Below are 19,582 nucleotides of genomic sequence, written 5' to 3'. Positions count from 1 at the left end.
GTTGAAATTATGGAAGGATTTAACGTATATTTAGATCTGATCTTTATGTTATAGACAGAGGTGATTGATTGAGCACATCAAAAAAGCGCGTTCAAGTCATTGATGGACTGCGCGGATTCAGTCTGGCCGGCATTGTGCTGGCGAATATGCTGGCTTTTCAATATGGAATGTATGGCCAGAGTAAACCCCAACTGTTCGGGATTGGCGGAGCAGATCAGGCTTTTCTCTCGTTCCTGCTGATCACTGTGGTGGGCAGTTTTATGCCGATTTTTGCATTTATGTTTGGCTTCGGAATGGTTAAACTCTCGGAAAGCCTAAAATCACGAGATTTACGACCAAAGTGTCATCTGGCACGCCGTTTTCTACTACTGTTTGGAATTGGATTACTGCACATCATCTATCTGTGGGAAGGGGATATCCTGGCATTTTATGGCGTACTCGGTTTCTTCCTGCTCATGTTCCTTAATCGGAAGCCCAAAACGCTGCTCATATGGGCGGTACTGCTACTCATGGGAGCGGGCATACTTGGTCTCCCGGCATCTAATCCGATGAACCCGCTGGCGATTGAGTCCATTCATATGGAGAACTATATCATTCAAAGTCAGGATGTATACGGCAACGGCACATACGCGGAAATCAGGGATTTCAGTAATAACGGCGATCCGTTCGGCGGAGATTTGGAGCTGTCATTCGCCCTATTGATCCTGCTGTTAGCACCACTCATGACGGTGCCGATGTTCCTGCTCGGCATGCGCGCTGCCAGAATCGGCACGTTTAGCGATCCGCAAGCGATGAGGCGTATTTATCTTCGCCGTGCCTCGTTTTTGATTCCAGTTGGTTTGATACTCAAAGCATACGGTGTATTGGCGCCACAATTGGGTGCGGAAGGTTGGCTCGGTATCGGTATCGGGGGGACGCTTGGAGGATCGTTGCTTGCACTGGGATACATATATGCATTTGCACTGTTATATGCGGGAAGCCGCCGTTCCAGCCTGATGGGCAAGTTCGAGGCGGTTGGCCGTCTCTCGTTGACGAATTACCTGATGCAGAGCGTAATCTGTACGACAATTTTCTATGGATATGGCCTGGGACTGTTTGGAAGTGCTGGCGTGTTTATCGGAGCGATTATTGCACTTGCAGTCTACGGCATTCAATTGTGGCTCAGTCCGCTATATCTTAAGAAATTTAGCAATGGGCCTGTCGAGTACCTGCTACGGATTTGGACATATCTGTCCTGGAAAGGGCAGCCAAGAAAGAAGAAAAGATCGAACTTAACTACGCATGAAAACGCGCCTGGTGTCCAGTAAGCATAAAGTGTTATCGTGAAACGCAAAAAGAAGCTCGTTCTACCAAAAGAAAGGGCTTCTTTATGCCGTAACGATCATCTACCTAAACTTAAAGCAAGACACAAATTATACACTTAACGTTAACGTTGGACTGAAGAATAAGATATCTCCCTAATGTTTCCTGTTATAATTAGTAATTATTTATAGATTCAACATATCAACCCTAATACATAAGCTAACTAATATAGTGCGTGCAGTGGTAAGGTAATGCGAAATGAAAGATGAAGCATATACATTTAACTGTTTCCACTCAAGCTTGAAAGGATCATTATTGTGCTAAAAATAATTAATTTTCTTCTTTTCTTGCTGATCATTTGGGTAGTCATCTTTTATCCTTTTCGTTTTGCATGGTTTGAAGGTTTAAAACAGATTCCCGCAGATCTTCATGGTGTTTATTTACTATTCTTGTTCTTTGGATATCTGATCTGTTCATCGGCTATGGGGCTTATGGTTGGCAAGATGTTTTTCAAACGAAAAGGAAAAGGACAGTAATAGGACAGTAGTTACGAATTGGAGTAAAATTTCGTGCAGACTAAGAGGAGACCCCGTTCAATTGCAATGTGGGTAAGAGTATTCAAGTGGGGGAAGATTTTCTGACCCATTACAACGTACAATTCTTGATGTTGATAAAGCATCATTCAAAGTCGCTAAAGTAGCGGCTTTTTTTGTTTTGAGTGGGGGAGAGCGCGTACTGTCCGCAAGTTACCTTTCATTTCGGTAAACCGAAAACCACGTTTGTTAGAAGCTCGCCTTTAACAAACGTGGTCGAGATGGCGGCTAGATAAGACGCTAAGAGCTTGAGTTTGTCCTTTCCGCCAGTTTAGTAATCAACTCGATATCTTGTTCGGTTAATTGTTCAAAAAAATGTTTGCGTATTGCCTTAGAGAGGAAGGGACGGGCATCATCTAACATTGATTTTCCAGAAGAAGTGATACTTACTTGAACTCCACGATCGTTGTCTAATGGTTTCTTCATCACGAGTCCACGTTTTTCCATACGCTTCAGATGATGAGATAACCGACTTTTATCCCAGTCCATAGAGTCGGCTAATTCCTGTTGGCGAAGGCTACCGTCCCCAAAAAGGACTAATCGGTCCAATACTCCAAAATCACCCTCTGACAATCCTGAGTGATCGGCCATATCTTTGACGATGCGACCGAAGATGGTCTGAAAGGAACCTTTCCACATATGCCATATTCGCATTTCTTCTTCGTTAAGTTCATTTTTATCCATAGGAGCATAATAACATGGTTGACGCGTCAACTTCAATGTGCTAAATTTGATCCAAGGTTGACACGTCAACTTAGTTCATATGGACCCACCAATCACAAAAAAAAGGAGATTATAACTATGCAAGATAAACCCGTTGCTCTGGTCACTGGGGCTAATAAAGGTATCGGCTTTCAAATTGCGAAGGATCTCACGGAACACGGCTTCACCGTGCTCGTTGGATCTCGCAGCCTTGAGAATGGAGAAACTGCCTCAAAAAGCATCGGTTTGAATTCACACGCTCTCCAGCTCGACGTTACAGATGAAAACTCCATCGCTGCTGCTGCAGAACGTATTCGGAACGAATTTGGTCGTCTCGATGTACTCGTGAACAATGCGGGGATCTCGCACGCAGGCAGATCAGGTGAACCATTTCCGAACGGTGGCGCAGCGAGTGGTCTTTTGACCGTTGCTTCGCTTGAAGATATTCGTACAGTTTATGAGACTAATGTTTTTGGTGTTATTGCTGTCACGCAGGCGATGTTGCCACTTTTGCAGGAGGCCCCGGCAGCACGTATCGTCAACATAGGCAGTACCGGTGGCTCCCTTAGCTGGAACTCTATTCCGGAAAACTCGCATCGTGCTATGTTTGGTGCCTATTCGGCATCAAAATCGGCTGTTCATGCGGTGACACTTGCCTTTGCATTTGCGCTTGAATCAACAAACATCAAGGTCAATGCGGCATGTCCAGGCTTCACATCAACTGCGCTTAATAATTTTGCTGGTACTCGTAGTGTTGAACAAGGGGCTCGTGAAGCGGTCCGGCTGGCGATGATTGGAGCGGATGGTCCAACAGGAACATTCTCAGATGAGGATGGACCCATTGCTTGGTGATCATAGTTATACAATGAGGGTGAGCAACTTAAGGAGGATTTCATGATGCGCGTTTTCGTAACAGGAGCAACAGGCTACATCGGTTCCGCTGTCACCCGCGAACTTATTCAAAGGGGGCATCAGGTCATCGGTCTCGTGCGTTCAGACAGTAGTGCTGCGAAACTAGAAGAGTCCGGGGCCGAAGTACACCGCGGTGACATCAACGATCTTGACAGCCTCCGTAGTGGTGCAGCTGCTGCGGATGGCGTCATTCATCTGGCATTCCATCACGATTTCTCGAACTTCGCTGGAGCACTCACAACAGATCTGCATGCCGTAGAAGCGATAGGGGCGGCACTTGAAGGATCTGGTAAGCCGTTCGTAATCACCACGCATGTGAATGGAGTGGCAACGGAGAACATGGTGTTAGCGCTGGCAGAGCGTGGAGTGCGTACATCGATTGTAGAGCTTTGTCCATCGGTACACGGTGAGGGTGACACAGGATTTGTGCCGAGCTTGATTAATATTGCCAAGACTAAGGGCTTCTCGGCCTATGTGGAAGAGGGGAACAACCGTTGGCCGGCTGTACATCGCCTTGACGCCGCGCATCTATATTGCCTGGCGTTAGAAAAGGCACCTGCTGGTTCACGACTAGATGGGGTGGCAGATGAAGGAGTGCCATTTTGCGACATCGCGAGTGCTATTGGTGAGCAGCTGAACGTACCTGTAGTCAGCATTTCACGCGAAGAGGCAGATGCCCATTTTGGCTTTCTCAGCACACTCGCAGCGCTCGATATCCCGAGATCAAGCGTTGCAACTCAGGAACTTATGGGATGGCGGCCAGTGCAACCTGCACTGATTCCCGACCTTAAACAGTCTCATTACTTCAACAACTGATTGGAATTTTTACGCCCTTTAAAAAAAATAACAAACCATTTATAGAAGCGACTCCATTCGTCAGGGGTGGCTTCTTCTTTTGCTAATGTATTCTTAAGACATGGGAAAAATAGGTTCTTGAATTTCTTTCCCGATGTACAGCCGAATCCGAGATTGTGATAGGCTGTATCTACAAAAGTATTACACGTTTTAAATGGAAGGGGATAATTTACTTGGATCAGGAACTTGCGACCACGATTGCTATCGAATTTAAGAACAATCAGAAGGTGTTGAATGCGATCGGAGACGAGACCCGGCAAGCCATCCTCATAGCCTTGATTCAAGGGCCGCAAAAACCCGGCATGCGCGTAGGAGAGATCAGGATGAAGACTCACCTTTCCCGACCGACCGTATCACATCATCTGAAAATATTGAAAGAATCACAGATAATAAGCGTTCGTAAAGAAGGAACTCTCAACTATTACAGCCTTGACTCCGGTAGCAAGTTGAAATTGTTGAAAAACCTGGTGAACGAGATAGAAAAGTTGCTAACGCAATGTGAAGAACAAGCATCGGAACAAGAATTAGGAAACACGGGGAGGGGGAGTTGCGAATGAATCAGACAGTCGCAGCGGCAAACGGAGTGGGCATTCCTCAACTCGGGTTCGGCCTATATAAGATCAAAGACGGGGGGACCTTCGAGAGGACAGTCGAGGAGGCTATTCGAATGGGTTATCGCCATTTCGATACGGCCAAAATTTATGGTAATGAAGCGGCGCTAGGTCGGGTCATCCAAAACAGCGGCATTCCCAGGGAGGAGTTCTTCATTACCTCCAAGGTATGGACGACAGACTTGGGGTACCGTGCGACAAAAAAGGCGTTTGAGCAGACTTGCCAGAAGCTGAACGTAACATATCTCGATATGTATTTGATTCATTTTGCCGGTCCTCAATACGTGAATGCCTGGAAGGCGATGGAAGAGTTATACGACGCAGGTAAAATCAAAGTTATAGGTGTAGCCAATTTCGAGATCCGGCATCTGGAGCATCTGAAGAAACATTCCCGGATCTCGCCGATGGTAAATCAGATCGAGACCCATCCGGAATTTCCGCAACACGAATTGCATGATTATATGGTTCGGCATCGGATTCTGCATGAGGCTTGGGGACCGTTGGGGCAGGGAAGCAAAGCGCTGCTGGAGCATCCGGAGCTGGCGGCAATTGCCCTTTGCCATCAGAAGTCGGTTGCGCAAGTCATTTTGCGGTGGCATCTGCAACGCGGAATTATTGTCATCCCCAAATCATCGAATCCTCAAAGGATAAAAGAGAACAATAGAATATTCGACTTTGAGTTGAATGAGAAGGAAATGGAACAAATACGACGGTTGGACACGGGTAAGAGATATTCCGTAAGGCCGAATGGCTACATGGTCAACCCGTTTTATATCAATTTGATGAAGTTATTTATTCGCTCTCATTGATGGATCATAATTCGACTTTGAACAACAACCGAGTACTCAAATTTGGTGGTCGTTCCCCAAAAGCTTCTTTCTTCCCGAACATAAAGCGTCACTTCGATTCCCGAATTCCAGTTGAGTATATAAAAGAGGTGTCTATACGTAATTATTTTCTTGGGGCTGTCCTGTGAGTCATGAGCATGACCGGGTACAGCCCTTTGTCAGAGTTATACAGTTCTAACGGACCTAGTGGACCTATGTCAAAAAAGTAGACACTACGCTGCGGATTTGTCCGTAAATTTCATCGCAAAACGAGCAGGGGAAAGATACCCTAGCGCGCCATGCATTCGCTTGCGGTTGTAATAGAACTCAATGTACTGGTAGATGGCAGTATAAGCCTCTTCCGGTGTCTTAAAACGAGGGTTGCAGTAAATGAGTTCCTTCTTTAAAATACTGTGCCACGACTCAATACAGGCGTTATCATAACAGTTTCCTCGGCGGCTCATGCTTGATTCCATTCCGTATGATTTTAGTTGCTCCACGTATTCTTTTGACGTGTATTGAGAGCCGCGATCCGAGTGATGGAGTAATCCCGGAGCGGGGCGTTTGGCCTTGTAAGCTTCCTCCAGTGCACCCATCACCAAACTGGTTTCCATATGGTTATATAGACGCCAGCCTACAATTTCACGTGTGCACAAATCCAGAACGCTGGCCAGATATAGACGACCTCCTCGGCAAGGAATGTAGGTGATGTCGGTAACCCATACCGTATTCGGTTTGGACGTTTTAAATTGCTGATTCAGCGTATTTGGCGCAAGGGGATGGTCGTGTTTGGAATCCGTCGTCTGAACGCGATATTTGGGCATGACCACAGAACGTAGATTCATTTGACGCATGTATATACTGACGGTACGGGAAGAGATTCGCAACCCTTCTAAATGGAGCAGATACGTAATTTTAGGGCTTCCACACCGCATCTGGTGGTCGTAAAAATGATACCGAATACGCTTCATGACCTCGTCTTTGCGGTTCTGCCGCTTGCTGGTTCGGTCCATTCGCCATCTGTAATATCCGCTCCGTGATACTTGAAAGGTTCTGCACATCTTCTCCAAAGAAAACTCGGAGCGATGATCTTCCACAAACTGAAATCTTAGCTCTTTGGTTTGCTGAAGATGTGCACTGCTTTTTTTACAATCGCCAGTTCTTCTTGTGTATCCGCAAGCGTGTGCTCTTTCTCTTGAAGCAACCGGCGCATCTCTTGAAGCTCTGCTTCCAGTTCCTTCACTCGATCTACACTGGCAACAGGCTCATGTTTTAGTTCGCGGTACTTACTCATCCATTGGTGCAACGTACTTTTTGGAATGTTGAGTTCTTCTGCCAAATCTCCAAGTGTCTTCGTCTGCTCTTGAATGAATTTGACCGTTTGTTTCTTGAATTCTTCGTTATATCGTTGCCGCTGTTCTCCCATGTGGACACCTCCGTTAGTCTTATTATCCTTCCGTCCGTTAACGGGTGTCCACTTTTTATTCTAGCTCCATAGCACACGCTATTTGCTCCCATTTGCATAGGTTTGAATTCTAACGAATCATAGAGACGTTATTTCATCGAGTTGGTCCATTTATATGATATTTAGGCGGTTTACGATGGAATAAAGTTACTGAGGTTCGTTAGCGCTTGAAGCGAAGGGGATCCCTTTTGAGATAGTCCCATCTCTACATTCGATGAGTTGTTCTTCAGCAATCGCTTTTAAAATATTGTAAATCCATGTAGAGCTATGATAAGATGAGTATAGATCCATTTGAATGAGGTTACCTAAATCAAAAATTGGGAGTGTTATTATATTGAACAACAATAACATTAAAGTTGGTGTCTCTAATAAAGAAGGCCAGTTAGGTTTTGTCTTTTCGAGAGGTGGTCTGCGAGAAGGTTCCGGGAGAAAGAGTATAGGTGTGACTAAAAAAATATCTTTAACTCTAACAGAGGACATGTGGGGAAAAATCGAAAACCATTGCACAGAGCATAAACTTTCTCGTTCGGAGGCTATACGTAACATCATTGAGTCCTTCTATACAAAATAATTTTTTTTTTTCGAGGTAGGTGAGGTCTTTGCTGGTAGAGATAACAAAAGATTCTCTTATGAATGCCATACAATATGTGATAAAGGCAGTAGCAGCGAATAGTCCAATACCTATTCTTCAAGGAATACATATTCAAGCAGGTGCAGATGGCGTTACTTTTACGGCAAGTAATACAAGTTTGACGATACAGTCTATGATTGCTCAAGATGATGTTTCTCTGACTGTAAAAAGAACAGGGGCTATCGTTATACCATCGCGTTATTTTCACGATATTATTCGTAAATTTAATGATGACAAAGTTAGACTTGAAATTAAAGAGCCAATGATTCTTTCGATTGTATCCGGTCATTCTCAATTACGTTTATGCGGGATGGACCCTACAGAATTCCCTTCCTTTAATGATGGAGAGGCGTTCCCTTCTACTAAACTACGCATTAATACTTCCTTACTTCGTTCGACTATTAAACAGCTAGCAATCGTAGCATCAACGTCCGAGACCAGCCCCATATTAACAGGAGTTTCTTTGGAATGCAGTAATGATTTTCTTAACTTAATTGCTACAGATGGAGTGCGGCTTGCATACCGCGCTTTGCATTTAGAAGATGCTACTCACAACAGTTTGAACGCTGTTATTCCAGCGAAAAATCTCTATGAATTATCGAAAATATTGAACAAAACAGATGACACAACTGAAATTGAAGTGAGTAATAATCGAGTTAAATTCGTGACAACTGGACTGAAAGTGGAGTCTGCTCTTATTGAAGGAACGTTCCCATCCATAAAGAATGTAATCCCTCAATCTTATTTGTGTGAAATCGCAGTTGATACAGCATGTTTGTTGAGAGCAGTTGAATGTGTAACTGTAATGGCTAGTGAACAAGTGATTAGATTAGTAGCTAATGCAGACACATTAAAACTATTGTCCAAAACAGCCGATGTTGGAGATATTCAGAATGAAATTCCGTTATTAGAGATGTGTGGGGAAGAATTTGTGATATCACTAAATGGAAAGTTTTTTATCGATATACTTCGCAACATGGATTGCGCTAGCGTCCGATTAAGATACGCTGGGAAAACAAGTCCCATCGTCGTATTTCCAGATGACTCGCTCATGTCTACTCTGTTCTTGATTACTCCAGTGATGACCCGGTGAACCGTATCATCCATAAGAGCAAGTTTTTTACTGACTTTTTCGTGCAGAAATTGCAAGGTATTCATTATTTATTTCCCATAAAATTACCTTGAAGGGAGGGAATACGATGGATTGGTTGGTTAGGATGAATGGTGCCATGGAATATATCGAAACAAATCTAGCGGACACTATTTCATATGATGAAATAGCACAGAGAGCCTGTTGCTCTACCTATCATTTTCAAAGGATGTTTCCATTTATTACTGGCGTAACGTTATCGGAGTACATTCGACGTCGACGGTTGACATTGGCTGCATTCGAACTGCAGACAACAGGCTCAAAGGTTATTGATGTAGCTATGAAATATGGATATGATTCGCCGGAGGCGTTTGCACGCGCCTTTAAGAATCTTCATGGTATTATGCCTATATCCGCGCGTGATACAGGCGTTTCTCTAAAAGCCTATCCTCGAATGTCCTTTCATATTTCAATAAAAGGGGATGTCGAAATGAATTACCGTATTGAGCAAAGAGATTCTTTTGAGATGTTTGGAGTATATGGAATTATAAATGCAGACCAGAAAACAGCGTTCTCTGAAGTTCCTCTATTCCGTATAAAATGTGATGATGATGGCAGCGTTGATATGATGAACGACTTACTGGGACGTTTTGGTGACACCATGTTACATGCCGCCCTTTATGATCACACTAAAGAATCTTTCAAATACATGATCTGTTATCATGTACCTAAGGGGCTTGAGATACCGGAGAGATTCACAAAACTTGCTATCCCAACATTAACGTGGGCGGTCTTCCCGGAGCCGCAGTGTGATATGCAAAAACTATGGGAACGAATCTATTCTGAGTGGTTTCCGACATCTGAATACGAACAGGTTGAGGGCCCTACTTTCGAGATGTATTATGGAATGGCACGGCATGGGAATGTTTCAGGAGAAATCTGGATACCCGTGAAGAAAAAATAACGCTTTTATACGAGCGAAATGAAGGCGTTAACGAAGAAGACAACTGAAATAATTTAGATTTTCATATAGGGTCACCCCCACAAAGGTTGGCCCTATAACTTGTCGTTACAGACAGTGCGGAGAACCTTATCACCAATAGGGTAGGGGAGATTGTCGGATTATTTTATCTTGAGGGGGTTGTTTAGTATGAATATTAAAATACGAGAAATTATATCCGATGATTATGATGAAGTTGTTTCTTTATGGAATGATGTACTTGAAATTCGTAATGTTAATGATGCAAACTTCCGAGTGACTATGGAAGAGATGAATAAGGCCGGGAATTACAAAACATTTGTCGCATTGATAGAAAATGATGTGGTCGGTTTTGTAACTATTGTACAGGCATTATCCGTAGGAGTTGCAATTGGTTATCTACATATTCAAGCTCTTGCTGTTAAAAGGGATCTGCAACATAGAGGGATAGGTACAAAACTACTAAGACAGACTGAAAATTATGCTAAAGAACGGGGAATATCAAGTATTATTTTATGTAGCGGAATGAAGCGTACCAACGCCCATGCTTTTTATGAACATAACGGTTATGACAGAGATTCATATTGCTTTGATAAGATGATCGACCTAACCCATTAATTGCACTGCAAAGACCCAACTCACTCTTTAAACTGAAGAGTGGAAGTTGGGCTTTTTCGGTACCGCATTGGACATATCATTTATGTAATATATTCAACCGAAGTCATTGATGGATCATATTTCTCCGGTACTGGTAGGGAGTAACTCCATATTCCACTTTGAACAACTGGATAAAATATTGATTTTTTCGGTAACCAACCATCTGTGCTATATCGGCTACACGGAGTTCCGAATCTTGAAGCAATTGAGAAGCTTTCTCTAACCTTTTCCTGGAAATGTAGTTTGACACATTTTCGCCCGTTTCTTGTTTAAATAGTTTGGAAAAGTAAACGGGATGAAGATGTGCAACTTTCCCCAGTTCATCCAGGCTAAGGCCATGTGACAGATGGTCTTCGATATACGTTTGTACTTTGTCAACGATGGTTTGAATGGACATCTGTTTGTTGTTTCTGATCCGACTGACCCGATCCATGAGAGTTGAGGATAGTTCATCAGGATGCCGCAACTGGTTGAATATCCAATCCACGGTTTCAGAGTCATCCCGATCCTTGTCCGCCAGATATACATATAGAATGGTCTCCATGAGAAAGATTATTTTTTGCTTTTGGAGACGGATTTGATCATATTTCTTAACGATATTTCCCGCCGACTCCCAATCACCGCATGACGGAGAATGGTTGAATATGCCATTGAAGTCTTCTGAGTGTACGTCCTCATTATGAAAGAACCTGTAGAACATCTGTCGGGTCACGTTTCGATCAGTCAATGAAAAGGGAGGAGACACGACCGATTGCTCCAGTTTGATGGTCAGTTCTGCAGCAGCTTCTTCCGGAACAAGACCGAACAGTCCCGTTCCCGCATTCCAAACGAGACGATCCAGTTTGTCTCCGACAGCATGTTTTATAACATCCTCATGTTCCTTTGTGAAATAGTCCAGCCTGAAATAGCACATACGACGACGCCCTAAAAATTCAGTATAAGCATCATATTGCTTCCTTAATGTCTCGTTATGACCAAGAAGGGAAAGCAGATACCCCAGTCCATCGAAGTTCTCCCATGCAACAGATTGAGCAGGCCGTGTCTTTGTAATATTATTGATGGCTTTGGACATGGCTTTCTCCACATCATCTTTGTCGACAGGTTTGAGCAAGTAGTCGAGCGCACCTAAACGGATTCCTTGTTGCGCATATTCGAACTCGGAGTAGCCGGAAAGGATGATCACTTTGGTTGGCAAGTTATGTTGGTGGATATGTTGAAGCAGATCAATACCAGACACCTCAGGCATTCGGATGTCAGTGATCAGAATATCGATGTGGTTTTGAGTCAACATATCTCGGGCTTCAATCGAATTAGTCATCGTCTCGATCTGATCAATGCCAAAGGTGTTCCAATCGAGTAAGTGCTTCATATATTCAACGACATAATGTCCGTCATCCACAATTAATAATCGCATTAGTTATCTCCTTTCACCTCGGGAATGCTGATGAGCAGCAGGACGGACAAACCGCCCCAATCATTAGTAGTAAAATGTAACCCGCTACGTTCGCCGTACGTATTTTTCAGACGTTGATTTACATTCCAGAGCCCTACGCCTTTAATTCCTTCAGGCGGGGTATCACTCTCAAGCCGAGCCTCCAGGCTGCGTATATCATCCAGTGAAAGACCTTTGCCGTCATCGGAGACCTTGATCGTTATTGCAGCTTCCGTCTGTTTTACATCAATCGTAACCCGATGGGCCCCTTGTTGTCCTTCAATTCCATGTTGAATCGCATTTTCAACCACTGGCTGGATGATCAGCGGCATGAGGGGAAGGGAGGACAGTTCTGGCGGCAGATCAATGCTGTACTCCATTTTTTTGCTAAGAGCCATAATAATCAGGAAATGTTCCGCAAACTGAAGCTCGCTTTCCAGCGTGACTTCATGCCGGTCCAACTTGGTTAAATAACGATAATATTCAGCCAGATGTTTGCTCATGCGCATGACAGAATCAGGTGAAAATTGAGCCACCGACATGATAAAAAACAAACTGTTGTACAAAAAATGAGGATTGATCTGAGCCTGGAGTTGTTGAAGTTCGGCACTTCGTCTTAGTTCCGTTTCAGTCTTCAAGGATACAAACAGATCCTGGATCTCGGTAACCATATGATTAAAACTTCTGAACAGGCTGTAAAACTCTCTATCCGTATTTTCGGTTATACGTGTATTGTGATTGCCTTGTTCGACCTGTGAAAACTTCCGCTCTAACAAACGAATATTACGGTAATAGTTCCGGTAAAACGTAAAGATCACAACCAGACCAAGTGTGAAAACGGCTAAAATACTGGCAAAAAAAACTTTACGGTTGCGGTCAATCGGTTGCAGAAAATCATTCGTCTGTGTATATGTAATCAGGTAGGCGTCGATTGATTCAATATATCGGGAAAGAACATAATAGTCATCTGAATTAGTGTGATAATCATATTTCAAAGTGATCTCCGGCTGTGGAGAAAGCATTTCAGTAACCGCTTTCAATAGATCGTTGTCGACTTCTTTCTCACTCCATAACTGATGGGAATTAAACCAAAAAAAAGCGTTTGAGCTGTCGTTGTTCACAGCCTTTTTCAGCAGATTTTTCAAATAATCGGTATTCAGCTTTACACCAACGACGTACTGAGTCGGTTCATTTTGTCCGGATTTTTGGATGTAAGGGTAGAGGGCAAAGTAATACAAGCTATTGCCGACGATTTGCCATCCCCGTTGATGAACATCCTTGAACGGAAGTCTCGCCTCCGGCGTACTGTTGGTGGACAGAAACGTTTCTTCAGACTTCCAGTAAATGCCGATCGATTCAATCGATCGACTGGAGAGGAGCGTTTGCCGCAAGCGATCAACGATTTCGTTTTTCTTCATTTGGGAATCGTAATTGCTCAGCTCGATAACATGCCTCTGATAAAATCGGACATCACTGTCAGCTGCATACTGAACTCCGTACATGTTAGCCTCGTATATAATCCCGTCCAGAATGCCTTTCACATAATCAAGCTGGTTTTTGGAAGCGCCAATCAGATTTTCTTCAAGTGTCTTGGAGCTCAATCGATTCATCACGAAAAACAAACTTAACGTCAGCAGCAGAAAAAAAACAAAGAAATAGATAAATCGCTTCATATACATTTTTCTGATCATATGTGTTTCCTTTCATATCGCCAAACGCAGAAGTTTTAAACTCCCTATCGGATTAACTTTAATATAAGCCAAACCTTCGAAAAGCGGAAGGGCAGCATCTGCTATAAATGAAAGCGTTTTAAAATTGATTCAGGATGAGGTGATGATCTTGAAATTTTGGCATTTTGGAGTGAAAGCGCTTTTGTTAAGCTTAACTGCAAGGATCTCTTTCGAAGAACCATCATAGAGGAGGTATGCAACATTAACGAGATTGTGCCCGTCAGATCCGCTAAAAAAACAAAAACAAAGCTTTCCCAGCGGACTTCATTCAAAAAGGAAATTAAGAAAAGCTGGCCTTTGTACGTACTTTGTATTCCCGCATTTGTGTTTGTCTGCATCTTTTCTTATGGCCCGATGGTAGGTTTACTCATGGCATTTCAGGACTACAAACCATGGCTGGGCATCACAGGTTCACGGTGGATCGGGTTAGATAATTTCGAACGAATTTTCCAGTACAAAGAAGCCACACAAGCGATCGTTAATACGTTAATTATCGCCGTTTCTAAAATTATCGTTGGTATTATCGTTCCAATCGTCATGGCTATTCTGCTGAGTGAGATCCGAAATATGGGCATTAAGAAAAGTGTTCAGACACTGGTGTATCTGCCGCATTTCTTGTCCTGGGTAACGGTCGCGGGGTTGATGATCGACATTCTGGGGCTAGACGGAGGGATCAATCACATCTTGACCCAGATTTTCGGGAACGATCCCATTTACTTCTTGGGTGATCCTGATCTGTTTCGATTCACAGTTGTGATCAGCGATGTATGGAAGAGCTTTGGCTTTGGCATGATTGTTTATCTGGCGACCATTGCGGGAATTAATCCATCTTATTACGAAGCGGCCGAGATCGATGGTGCCACACGCCGGCAGCAAATTCGATACGTCACTTTGCCTAGCATGTTGCCCATGATCATCGTCATTTCTACATTGAGTCTGGGAAATATTCTGGACGCGGGTTTTGATCAGGTCTTCAATCTGTACAATCCGCTTGTCTACAGTACGGGAGATATTATTGACACCTATGTTTACCGTTCATCCTTGTTAAACGGGCAATACGGCTTCGGGACAGCTGTAGGACTGTTCAAATCGGGGATTAGCTTGATCTTGATCGTTGTCTCTTACAGGCTGGCCTATAAGTATGCCAATTACAAAATATTCTAACAAGGAGGGAGAGGGATCATGTACCATAAGACGACAGGTTATAGAGTATTCTCCTATTTTAATTACGCGTTCATGATACTGGCGGGTCTGGCGTGTTTTCTTCCACTGCTTCATTTGTTGGCACAATCGCTAAGCAGTAAAGCGGCCATTAGCGGTAATATGGTTTCATTTTGGCCGGTCGGGTTCAATGTGGATGCCTATATCAAAACGTTCAACAATTCTAATTTCAACGGTGCCATGCTGACATCCATCACTCGAACCGTATTGGGTACGACGATCAGTATGTTTATTCTTACCTGTGCAGGATATGCCCTGTCCAAGGAATTCAGGGGACGCAACGTGCTCATGTGGTTTTTTATCTTTACCATGCTCTTCTCGGGGGGATTGATACCTTCTTACATATTGATCACAGCCCTTGGTTTAAAGGATACCATCTGGGCTCTTGTGTTACCGGGAGCTTTCGGTGCTTATAATTTGATTCTTCTCGTCAATTTTTTCAAAACGATTCCCAAAGCCCTGGAAGAAGCAGCTTTCATTGACGGAGCGTCCTTTTTCGTAATTCTTAGCAAAATATATTTACCATTATCTCTGCCTGGCATAGCGACAGTATCCTTGTTCATTATGGTAGGGCACTGGAACTCCTGGTTTGACGGGATTTTGTACATGTCCGATGCAAGTAAGTATCCGCTGGCTTCATTCCTACAGACCGTTGTTGTGCAGAGCAATATGCAGAATATGGCGATGAGCCAGTCTGAAGTGGCAGCCATGTCGGAGCAAAGCATCAAAGCAGCCCAAATTTTTGTCAGCACGCTACCGATCATTTTGGTCTATCCTTTTTTACAACGTTATTTCGTGAAGGGAATTGTACTAGGAGCCGTCAAAGAATAGTTAGGATGACGAAAAATTGGATCGTTATATAAGTTTAACTAAAATTTACACGATAACGGAGAGGACAGAACAAGCCTGAAGAAGCGGAGTGTTCGCGTTTATTACCAGAATTTCACCTTTGTAAAAGTGAATCAAAAATTCTGGGAATAACAGCGATCGGAAGGTTGTTCTGTCATCGGAGTGCCAGTGTAAATATGAACTTATATAGAAAACAAATTAAGTATGAGTGAAGGGGGCATGTTTCCATGAAGAAAAGAACTGATTTATGGAAAATGGTAAGTATGGTTATGCTGTCGGCTATTCTTGTGGCTGGCTGCAGCAAAGGAGAGAGTGCTTCCGAGACCGCACCGGCATCAGTGCTTAAGGACGGAAAATATGATCCACCGTTTACGATCACCATCGCCAAACAACAGGATGAAAATGCTGGAAAGTACATCAACGGTGAGACGTTGAATGACAATGTATTGACCCGCTGGGGCGAACAAAACCTGGGTATCAAAATCCAAACCACCCTGCTGGGAGGTGATGCTTCACAATATAATACCAAGCTGAGACTGGCACTGACAGGTTCAGAGAAGCTGCCAGACGTTCTGCCCGTCTATGATACCATGCTGGTCAATGATCTGATCGAGTCGGGGCAGGTCAAGGAGATTACGGAAGACATCTCAACCTACATGCCTGACCGGATAAAAGAAATATACAAACAATACCCGACCACCTTCAATCCAGTGGTTAGGGAGGGCAAGGTCTACGGGATGGCGATTGCGCCGAATCTGACGGAAGGCGAAGTCATGTTGATCCGCCAGGACTGGTTGGACAGATTGAATTTGGAAGCGCCAACAACGATTGATGAGTTTGAACAAGTCATCGCGGCGTTCACTAATGAGGACCCAGATGGGAACGGGAAGAAAGACACATACGGCTTTACTTTTTCAGGTAAAGATTCCTACAATACGGGCTGGGTCAGCGATCCGGTCATGATATTCAGCGCATACACGGGCAAACATCTTCCAAGACAATGGCATAACGACAACGGCAAACTCACCTATGGATCTGTGGCTCCTGGCAACAAAGAGGCACTGGCCAAGTTACGTGATTGGTATGCAAAAGGGTACTTGAACAAAGAACTGGCCACCCAAGGGGCCTGGGATGCACTGTCTGATTTTACGGAGGGGAAAGCTGGTATCATCATTGGTCGTCCTTGGCTGTACGACAGTGTGAAGGACGTAGAGAAAAATGTGGATGGTGCAAAAATTAGTGCTTATCCGACCATTCAAGGTGTGAACGGTGATAAGACCTACCAATCCGCCCAGTTGAACGATGGTGTGTTCATGTTTAACAAGGATTTTCAGAACATGGAAGCCTTCTTCCTGTACTACGATAAAATGTACGACGCAGCGTTCAGCACGGGAGAGTTCAAATACGGCTACGCTCAAGGATACGATTACGATATCGTTAACGATGAAGTCACTTTTGATCCAACAAAATTTAATACGCCATTAGAGGCTGTGCAGGGCGTTGGGAAAATGGCATTCACCAAAAATACACCGAGTGTTGATGGTCCCGGCCAATCCTACTACGATCTGGCGAATGGAGTTAAAGCCGACACGGGTGTCCTCATTCAGAGCGCCTCGAAGGATCAAACGACGCAGGACGGATACCGGATTTCGTATGAAAACAGAGATGTTTTACTGCCAAATGAGTTTAACGGTCCACCAACGCCAACGATGCAAAATGTGTGGGAACAGTTGACCACTATGGAACAGGAGACGTTCACCAAAATCATATATGGCAATGAGCCGCTTGAAGCATTTGATACCTTTGTGAAACAGTGGCATGAAAAAGGCGGAGACACCGTGATCGAAGAAGTTAACGAATGGTACAACCAAGCCAGTGAGACGGATGTAATGACACTGATGAATTTGAAATAAAGTCTAGTTTCACCTGAACCAGCCTTCCGGCAACAGGAAGGTTGTTCTTCTAAAAAAGGAGATGATGAGACATGATCAAAGGTAAATCGTGGATGGCTATCGTCATTGCATTGATGTTGTTAACAGTGCATTTAACATCCTCAGCTCAAACCGTTCACGCTGCTGCTGGTGAAGAGACCAAGATCGCCGCAACACTGTTTGTCCTGAAGAATGAATCCGAAGTATCCAATGCCAAAATTCATTGGGCACCTGTCCAGGGAGCGACTGCATACGAGTTATACAGATCAGAGAACAATGCGCCTTATACGTTATTACAGACCTTAACAGGTACAACGACGGATGATTATGAACTCAATATAGGCAACACATACAAGTATCAAGTGAAGGCATATGGCGGAACTTCCTTGTTAACCTCCGCTGTCTCGCCAGAATATACCCCTTACAGCCTTCCAGAGGACCTCACAACTTTTGATAACACAACGCAATCAACGCTTATGCTCCCGAATGAACTTAAAGTTGGAGACACCTACTACAGATTTAATTTCGTGCAAAAGTCATCAGGCGGTTTTGGCGAAATGATTCAACAGACATCAACGGATGACATCACATACGGTAACGACAAAGTGGTCCTGTCCTACACGGATCATCCCGATCTGGCGAATTCAAAATTTGAGGGGATCAATATCCTCTACCATGCGCCAACGAACAAGTTTGTTTTTTGGGCTCACTATGAAAACAGTACAGACTACACGCTTGCCAGAGTATCGGTGGCTTCAGCCACGCCTGGAGAAGACTTTACATTTCACAAAAGCTTTCGGCCGGAAGGGAACCAATCCCGGGATATCTCCATTTTCAAAGATGATGATGATTCGGCGTATCTAATCTCTACGGCCAATAATAATTCGGACACCATCCTATATAAGTTGACCTCCGATTGGCTGGATGTGGATCATCAAGTTTCAGTTATCTATCAAAATCAACACAGGGAACTGCCCAAGATGATCAAAAAAGATGGCATTTATTATTTGTTCTCTTCCCAAGCGGCAGGTTGGTATCCGAGTATCCCCCTGTATTCATCAGCAACAAGCATAGACGGAGATTGGTCTGAATTACGGACGATTGGTAACACGTCAACCTTCTCGGCGCAGTCGGGTTCCGTCATGCGGGTGAAGCCAGATACGGGCAACAACGTGGTTATGGTTGCATATCGTTGGATGTTCGGCTGGGCAGGCACGCAAAATGGAACAACGGAGGAACGACTGCTTCCCGTTTGGTTCTCTGATGGTTACGCATTTTATGATTATTTTGATCAAGTCCTGTACAACACAAGCGATGATGTTGTCGTTCCCGTTCAGAATGGAAAACTGCTGTCGCAAGGTAAACCTGCAACAGCCCAAACGGCTACTGGAACAAACCCGGCAAGTTATGCTAATGATGGTAACTATCAAACTGAATGGGTCGGCACAGGCAGTTCTTGGCCACATTGGTGGAAGGTCGATCTCGGCTCCGTTCAACAGTTAAATAATGTGCAAATCTCCTGGTGGATGCAAAAAGGCTCCGAAGGTTATTACAAATATAAAATAGAGACCAGTACGGATAATGTAAACTGGACCGTGGCATTGGATCGAACCAATAATACATCTTACGGTTTCACATCAGATACGCTATCGAGCACTGCTGCCAGGTATGTACGAATTAATATGCAAAATGCGGCACTTCATAACAACCCCAACAATTGGTACACGCCAAGACTTTGGGAAGTGAAGGTATTTGGATCGGAGACCAATTAACGATGTTCCTAAAAGAAGAGAGG

At 44.0% G+C, this 19,582-nt stretch carries 18 protein-coding genes; 13 read left to right on the top strand and 5 right to left on the bottom strand.

The window, feature by feature from the left end; translation table 11 throughout:
• Positions 1-68: 68 nt before the first annotated feature.
• Entirely contained in the window at positions 69-1,307 is a 1,239-nt protein-coding gene (locus QF041_RS05275) for a DUF418 domain-containing protein (protein WP_307412650.1), read from the top strand.
• 828 nt (positions 1,308-2,135) lie between these two features.
• Here the strand turns inward: QF041_RS05275 and QF041_RS05270 are convergent.
• Positions 2,136-2,579, bottom strand: a complete 444-nt coding sequence (locus QF041_RS05270; protein WP_101313823.1) for a MarR family winged helix-turn-helix transcriptional regulator — start codon at positions 2,577-2,579, stop codon at positions 2,136-2,138.
• A 117-nt stretch (positions 2,580-2,696) separates the two neighbouring features.
• Here QF041_RS05270 and QF041_RS05265 point away from each other — a divergent pair, with 117 nt between their 5' ends.
• The 4 genes from QF041_RS05265 (at position 2,697) to QF041_RS05250 (ending at position 5,784) form a co-directional block, all read left to right on the top strand.
• Positions 2,697-3,449, top strand: coding sequence for an SDR family oxidoreductase (locus tag QF041_RS05265; protein WP_307412647.1), 753 nt, complete (start codon positions 2,697-2,699; stop codon positions 3,447-3,449).
• Positions 3,450-3,494: 45 nt separating this feature from the next.
• Positions 3,495-4,325, top strand: a complete 831-nt coding sequence (locus tag QF041_RS05260) for an SDR family oxidoreductase (protein WP_307416900.1) — start codon at positions 3,495-3,497, stop codon at positions 4,323-4,325.
• Positions 4,326-4,537: 212 nt separating this feature from the next.
• Positions 4,538-4,921: an ArsR/SmtB family transcription factor gene (locus QF041_RS05255; protein WP_373461277.1), complete on the top strand. Its 384-nt coding sequence runs from the start codon at positions 4,538-4,540 to the stop codon at positions 4,919-4,921.
• The gene (locus QF041_RS05250) at positions 4,918-5,784 is read left to right on the top strand and encodes an aldo/keto reductase (protein WP_307412645.1); all 867 of its coding nucleotides are present in this window, start codon (positions 4,918-4,920) and stop codon (positions 5,782-5,784) included. The genes QF041_RS05255 and QF041_RS05250 overlap by 4 nt, the downstream gene beginning before the upstream one ends.
• A gap of 251 nt (positions 5,785-6,035) precedes the next feature.
• Here QF041_RS05250 and QF041_RS05245 read toward each other — a convergent pair whose 3' ends face one another.
• Together QF041_RS05245 and QF041_RS05240 are read right to left on the bottom strand one after the other, a co-directional pair.
• On the bottom strand, positions 6,036-6,899 hold the full coding sequence (locus tag QF041_RS05245) for an IS3 family transposase (protein WP_307412643.1): 864 nt from the start codon (positions 6,897-6,899) through the stop codon (positions 6,036-6,038).
• Between the two features lie 11 nt (positions 6,900-6,910).
• Positions 6,911-7,228 carry a transposase gene (locus tag QF041_RS05240; protein ID WP_036673079.1) on the bottom strand — a complete coding sequence of 106 codons (318 nt, stop codon included), beginning with the start codon at positions 7,226-7,228 and terminating at the stop codon, positions 6,911-6,913.
• Positions 7,229-7,601: 373 nt separating this feature from the next.
• Here QF041_RS05240 and QF041_RS05235 point away from each other — a divergent pair, with 373 nt between their 5' ends.
• The 4 genes from QF041_RS05235 (at position 7,602) to QF041_RS05220 (ending at position 10,585) form a co-directional block, all read left to right on the top strand.
• Entirely contained in the window at positions 7,602-7,838 is a 237-nt protein-coding gene (locus QF041_RS05235) for a ribbon-helix-helix protein, CopG family (protein ID WP_167544408.1), read from the top strand.
• A gap of 28 nt (positions 7,839-7,866) precedes the next feature.
• Positions 7,867-8,991 carry a DNA polymerase III subunit beta gene (dnaN, locus tag QF041_RS05230; RefSeq protein ID WP_307412640.1) on the top strand — a complete coding sequence of 375 codons (1,125 nt, stop codon included), beginning with the start codon at positions 7,867-7,869 and terminating at the stop codon, positions 8,989-8,991.
• A 106-nt stretch (positions 8,992-9,097) separates the two neighbouring features.
• The gene (locus QF041_RS05225) at positions 9,098-9,952 is read left to right on the top strand and encodes an AraC family transcriptional regulator (protein WP_307412638.1); all 855 of its coding nucleotides are present in this window, start codon (positions 9,098-9,100) and stop codon (positions 9,950-9,952) included.
• Between the two features lie 186 nt (positions 9,953-10,138).
• Positions 10,139-10,585 carry a GNAT family N-acetyltransferase gene (locus QF041_RS05220; protein ID WP_307412636.1) on the top strand — a complete coding sequence of 149 codons (447 nt, stop codon included), beginning with the start codon at positions 10,139-10,141 and terminating at the stop codon, positions 10,583-10,585.
• Positions 10,586-10,688: 103 nt separating this feature from the next.
• Here the strand turns inward: QF041_RS05220 and QF041_RS05215 are convergent, their stop codons facing one another.
• Both QF041_RS05215 and QF041_RS05210 read right to left on the bottom strand, forming a co-directional pair.
• Positions 10,689-12,038 carry a response regulator transcription factor gene (locus tag QF041_RS05215; protein WP_307412634.1) on the bottom strand — a complete coding sequence of 450 codons (1,350 nt, stop codon included), beginning with the start codon at positions 12,036-12,038 and terminating at the stop codon, positions 10,689-10,691.
• Positions 12,038-13,747 (bottom strand): sensor histidine kinase, encoded by a 1,710-nt coding sequence (locus tag QF041_RS05210; RefSeq protein WP_307412632.1) that lies wholly within the window; start codon positions 13,745-13,747, stop codon positions 12,038-12,040. The genes QF041_RS05215 and QF041_RS05210 overlap by 1 nt, the downstream gene beginning before the upstream one ends.
• 318 nt (positions 13,748-14,065) lie before the next feature.
• Between QF041_RS05210 and QF041_RS05205 the strand changes: the two genes are divergently transcribed.
• The 4 genes from QF041_RS05205 (at position 14,066) to QF041_RS05190 (ending at position 19,559) form a co-directional block, all read left to right on the top strand.
• Positions 14,066-14,950, top strand: a complete 885-nt coding sequence (locus QF041_RS05205; RefSeq protein WP_026081071.1) for an ABC transporter permease — start codon at positions 14,066-14,068, stop codon at positions 14,948-14,950.
• 18 nt (positions 14,951-14,968) lie between these two features.
• Entirely contained in the window at positions 14,969-15,838 is an 870-nt protein-coding gene (locus QF041_RS05200) for a carbohydrate ABC transporter permease (RefSeq protein WP_047843039.1), read from the top strand.
• Between the two features lie 245 nt (positions 15,839-16,083).
• Positions 16,084-17,769 (top strand): type 2 periplasmic-binding domain-containing protein, encoded by a 1,686-nt coding sequence (locus QF041_RS05195; RefSeq protein WP_307412630.1) that lies wholly within the window; start codon positions 16,084-16,086, stop codon positions 17,767-17,769.
• A gap of 71 nt (positions 17,770-17,840) precedes the next feature.
• Positions 17,841-19,559, top strand: coding sequence for a discoidin domain-containing protein (locus QF041_RS05190; protein WP_307412628.1), 1,719 nt, complete (start codon positions 17,841-17,843; stop codon positions 19,557-19,559).
• Positions 19,560-19,582: the final 23 nt, after the last annotated feature.

Source organism: Paenibacillus sp. W2I17 (assembly GCF_030815985.1).
Classification (GTDB): Bacteria; Bacillota; Bacilli; order Paenibacillales; family Paenibacillaceae; genus Paenibacillus.
The sequence above is the reverse complement of the archived record's forward strand: the minus strand, read 5'-3'. Positions and strand labels throughout refer to the sequence as shown.

Excerpts from the sequence above, each read along its gene's own strand:
- QF041_RS05270 (WP_101313823.1), bottom strand. The coding sequence starts at position 2,579 with ATGGATAAAAATGAACTTAACGAAGAAGAAATGCGAATATGGCATATG.
- QF041_RS05265 (WP_307412647.1), top strand. The coding sequence starts at position 2,697 with ATGCAAGATAAACCCGTTGCTCTGGTCACTGGGGCTAATAAAGGTATC.
- QF041_RS05260 (WP_307416900.1), top strand. The coding sequence starts at position 3,495 with ATGCGCGTTTTCGTAACAGGAGCAACAGGCTACATCGGTTCCGCTGTC.
- QF041_RS05250 (WP_307412645.1), top strand. The coding sequence starts at position 4,918 with ATGAATCAGACAGTCGCAGCGGCAAACGGAGTGGGCATTCCTCAACTC.
- QF041_RS05240 (WP_036673079.1), bottom strand. The coding sequence starts at position 7,228 with ATGGGAGAACAGCGGCAACGATATAACGAAGAATTCAAGAAACAAACG.
- QF041_RS05225 (WP_307412638.1), top strand. The coding sequence starts at position 9,098 with ATGGATTGGTTGGTTAGGATGAATGGTGCCATGGAATATATCGAAACA.
- QF041_RS05220 (WP_307412636.1), top strand. The coding sequence starts at position 10,139 with ATGAATATTAAAATACGAGAAATTATATCCGATGATTATGATGAAGTT.
- QF041_RS05215 (WP_307412634.1), bottom strand. The coding sequence starts at position 12,038 with ATGCGATTATTAATTGTGGATGACGGACATTATGTCGTTGAATATATG.
- QF041_RS05210 (WP_307412632.1), bottom strand. The coding sequence starts at position 13,747 with ATGATCAGAAAAATGTATATGAAGCGATTTATCTATTTCTTTGTTTTT.
- QF041_RS05200 (WP_047843039.1), top strand. The coding sequence starts at position 14,969 with ATGTACCATAAGACGACAGGTTATAGAGTATTCTCCTATTTTAATTAC.
- QF041_RS05195 (WP_307412630.1), top strand. The coding sequence starts at position 16,084 with ATGAAGAAAAGAACTGATTTATGGAAAATGGTAAGTATGGTTATGCTG.
- QF041_RS05190 (WP_307412628.1), top strand. The coding sequence starts at position 17,841 with ATGATCAAAGGTAAATCGTGGATGGCTATCGTCATTGCATTGATGTTG.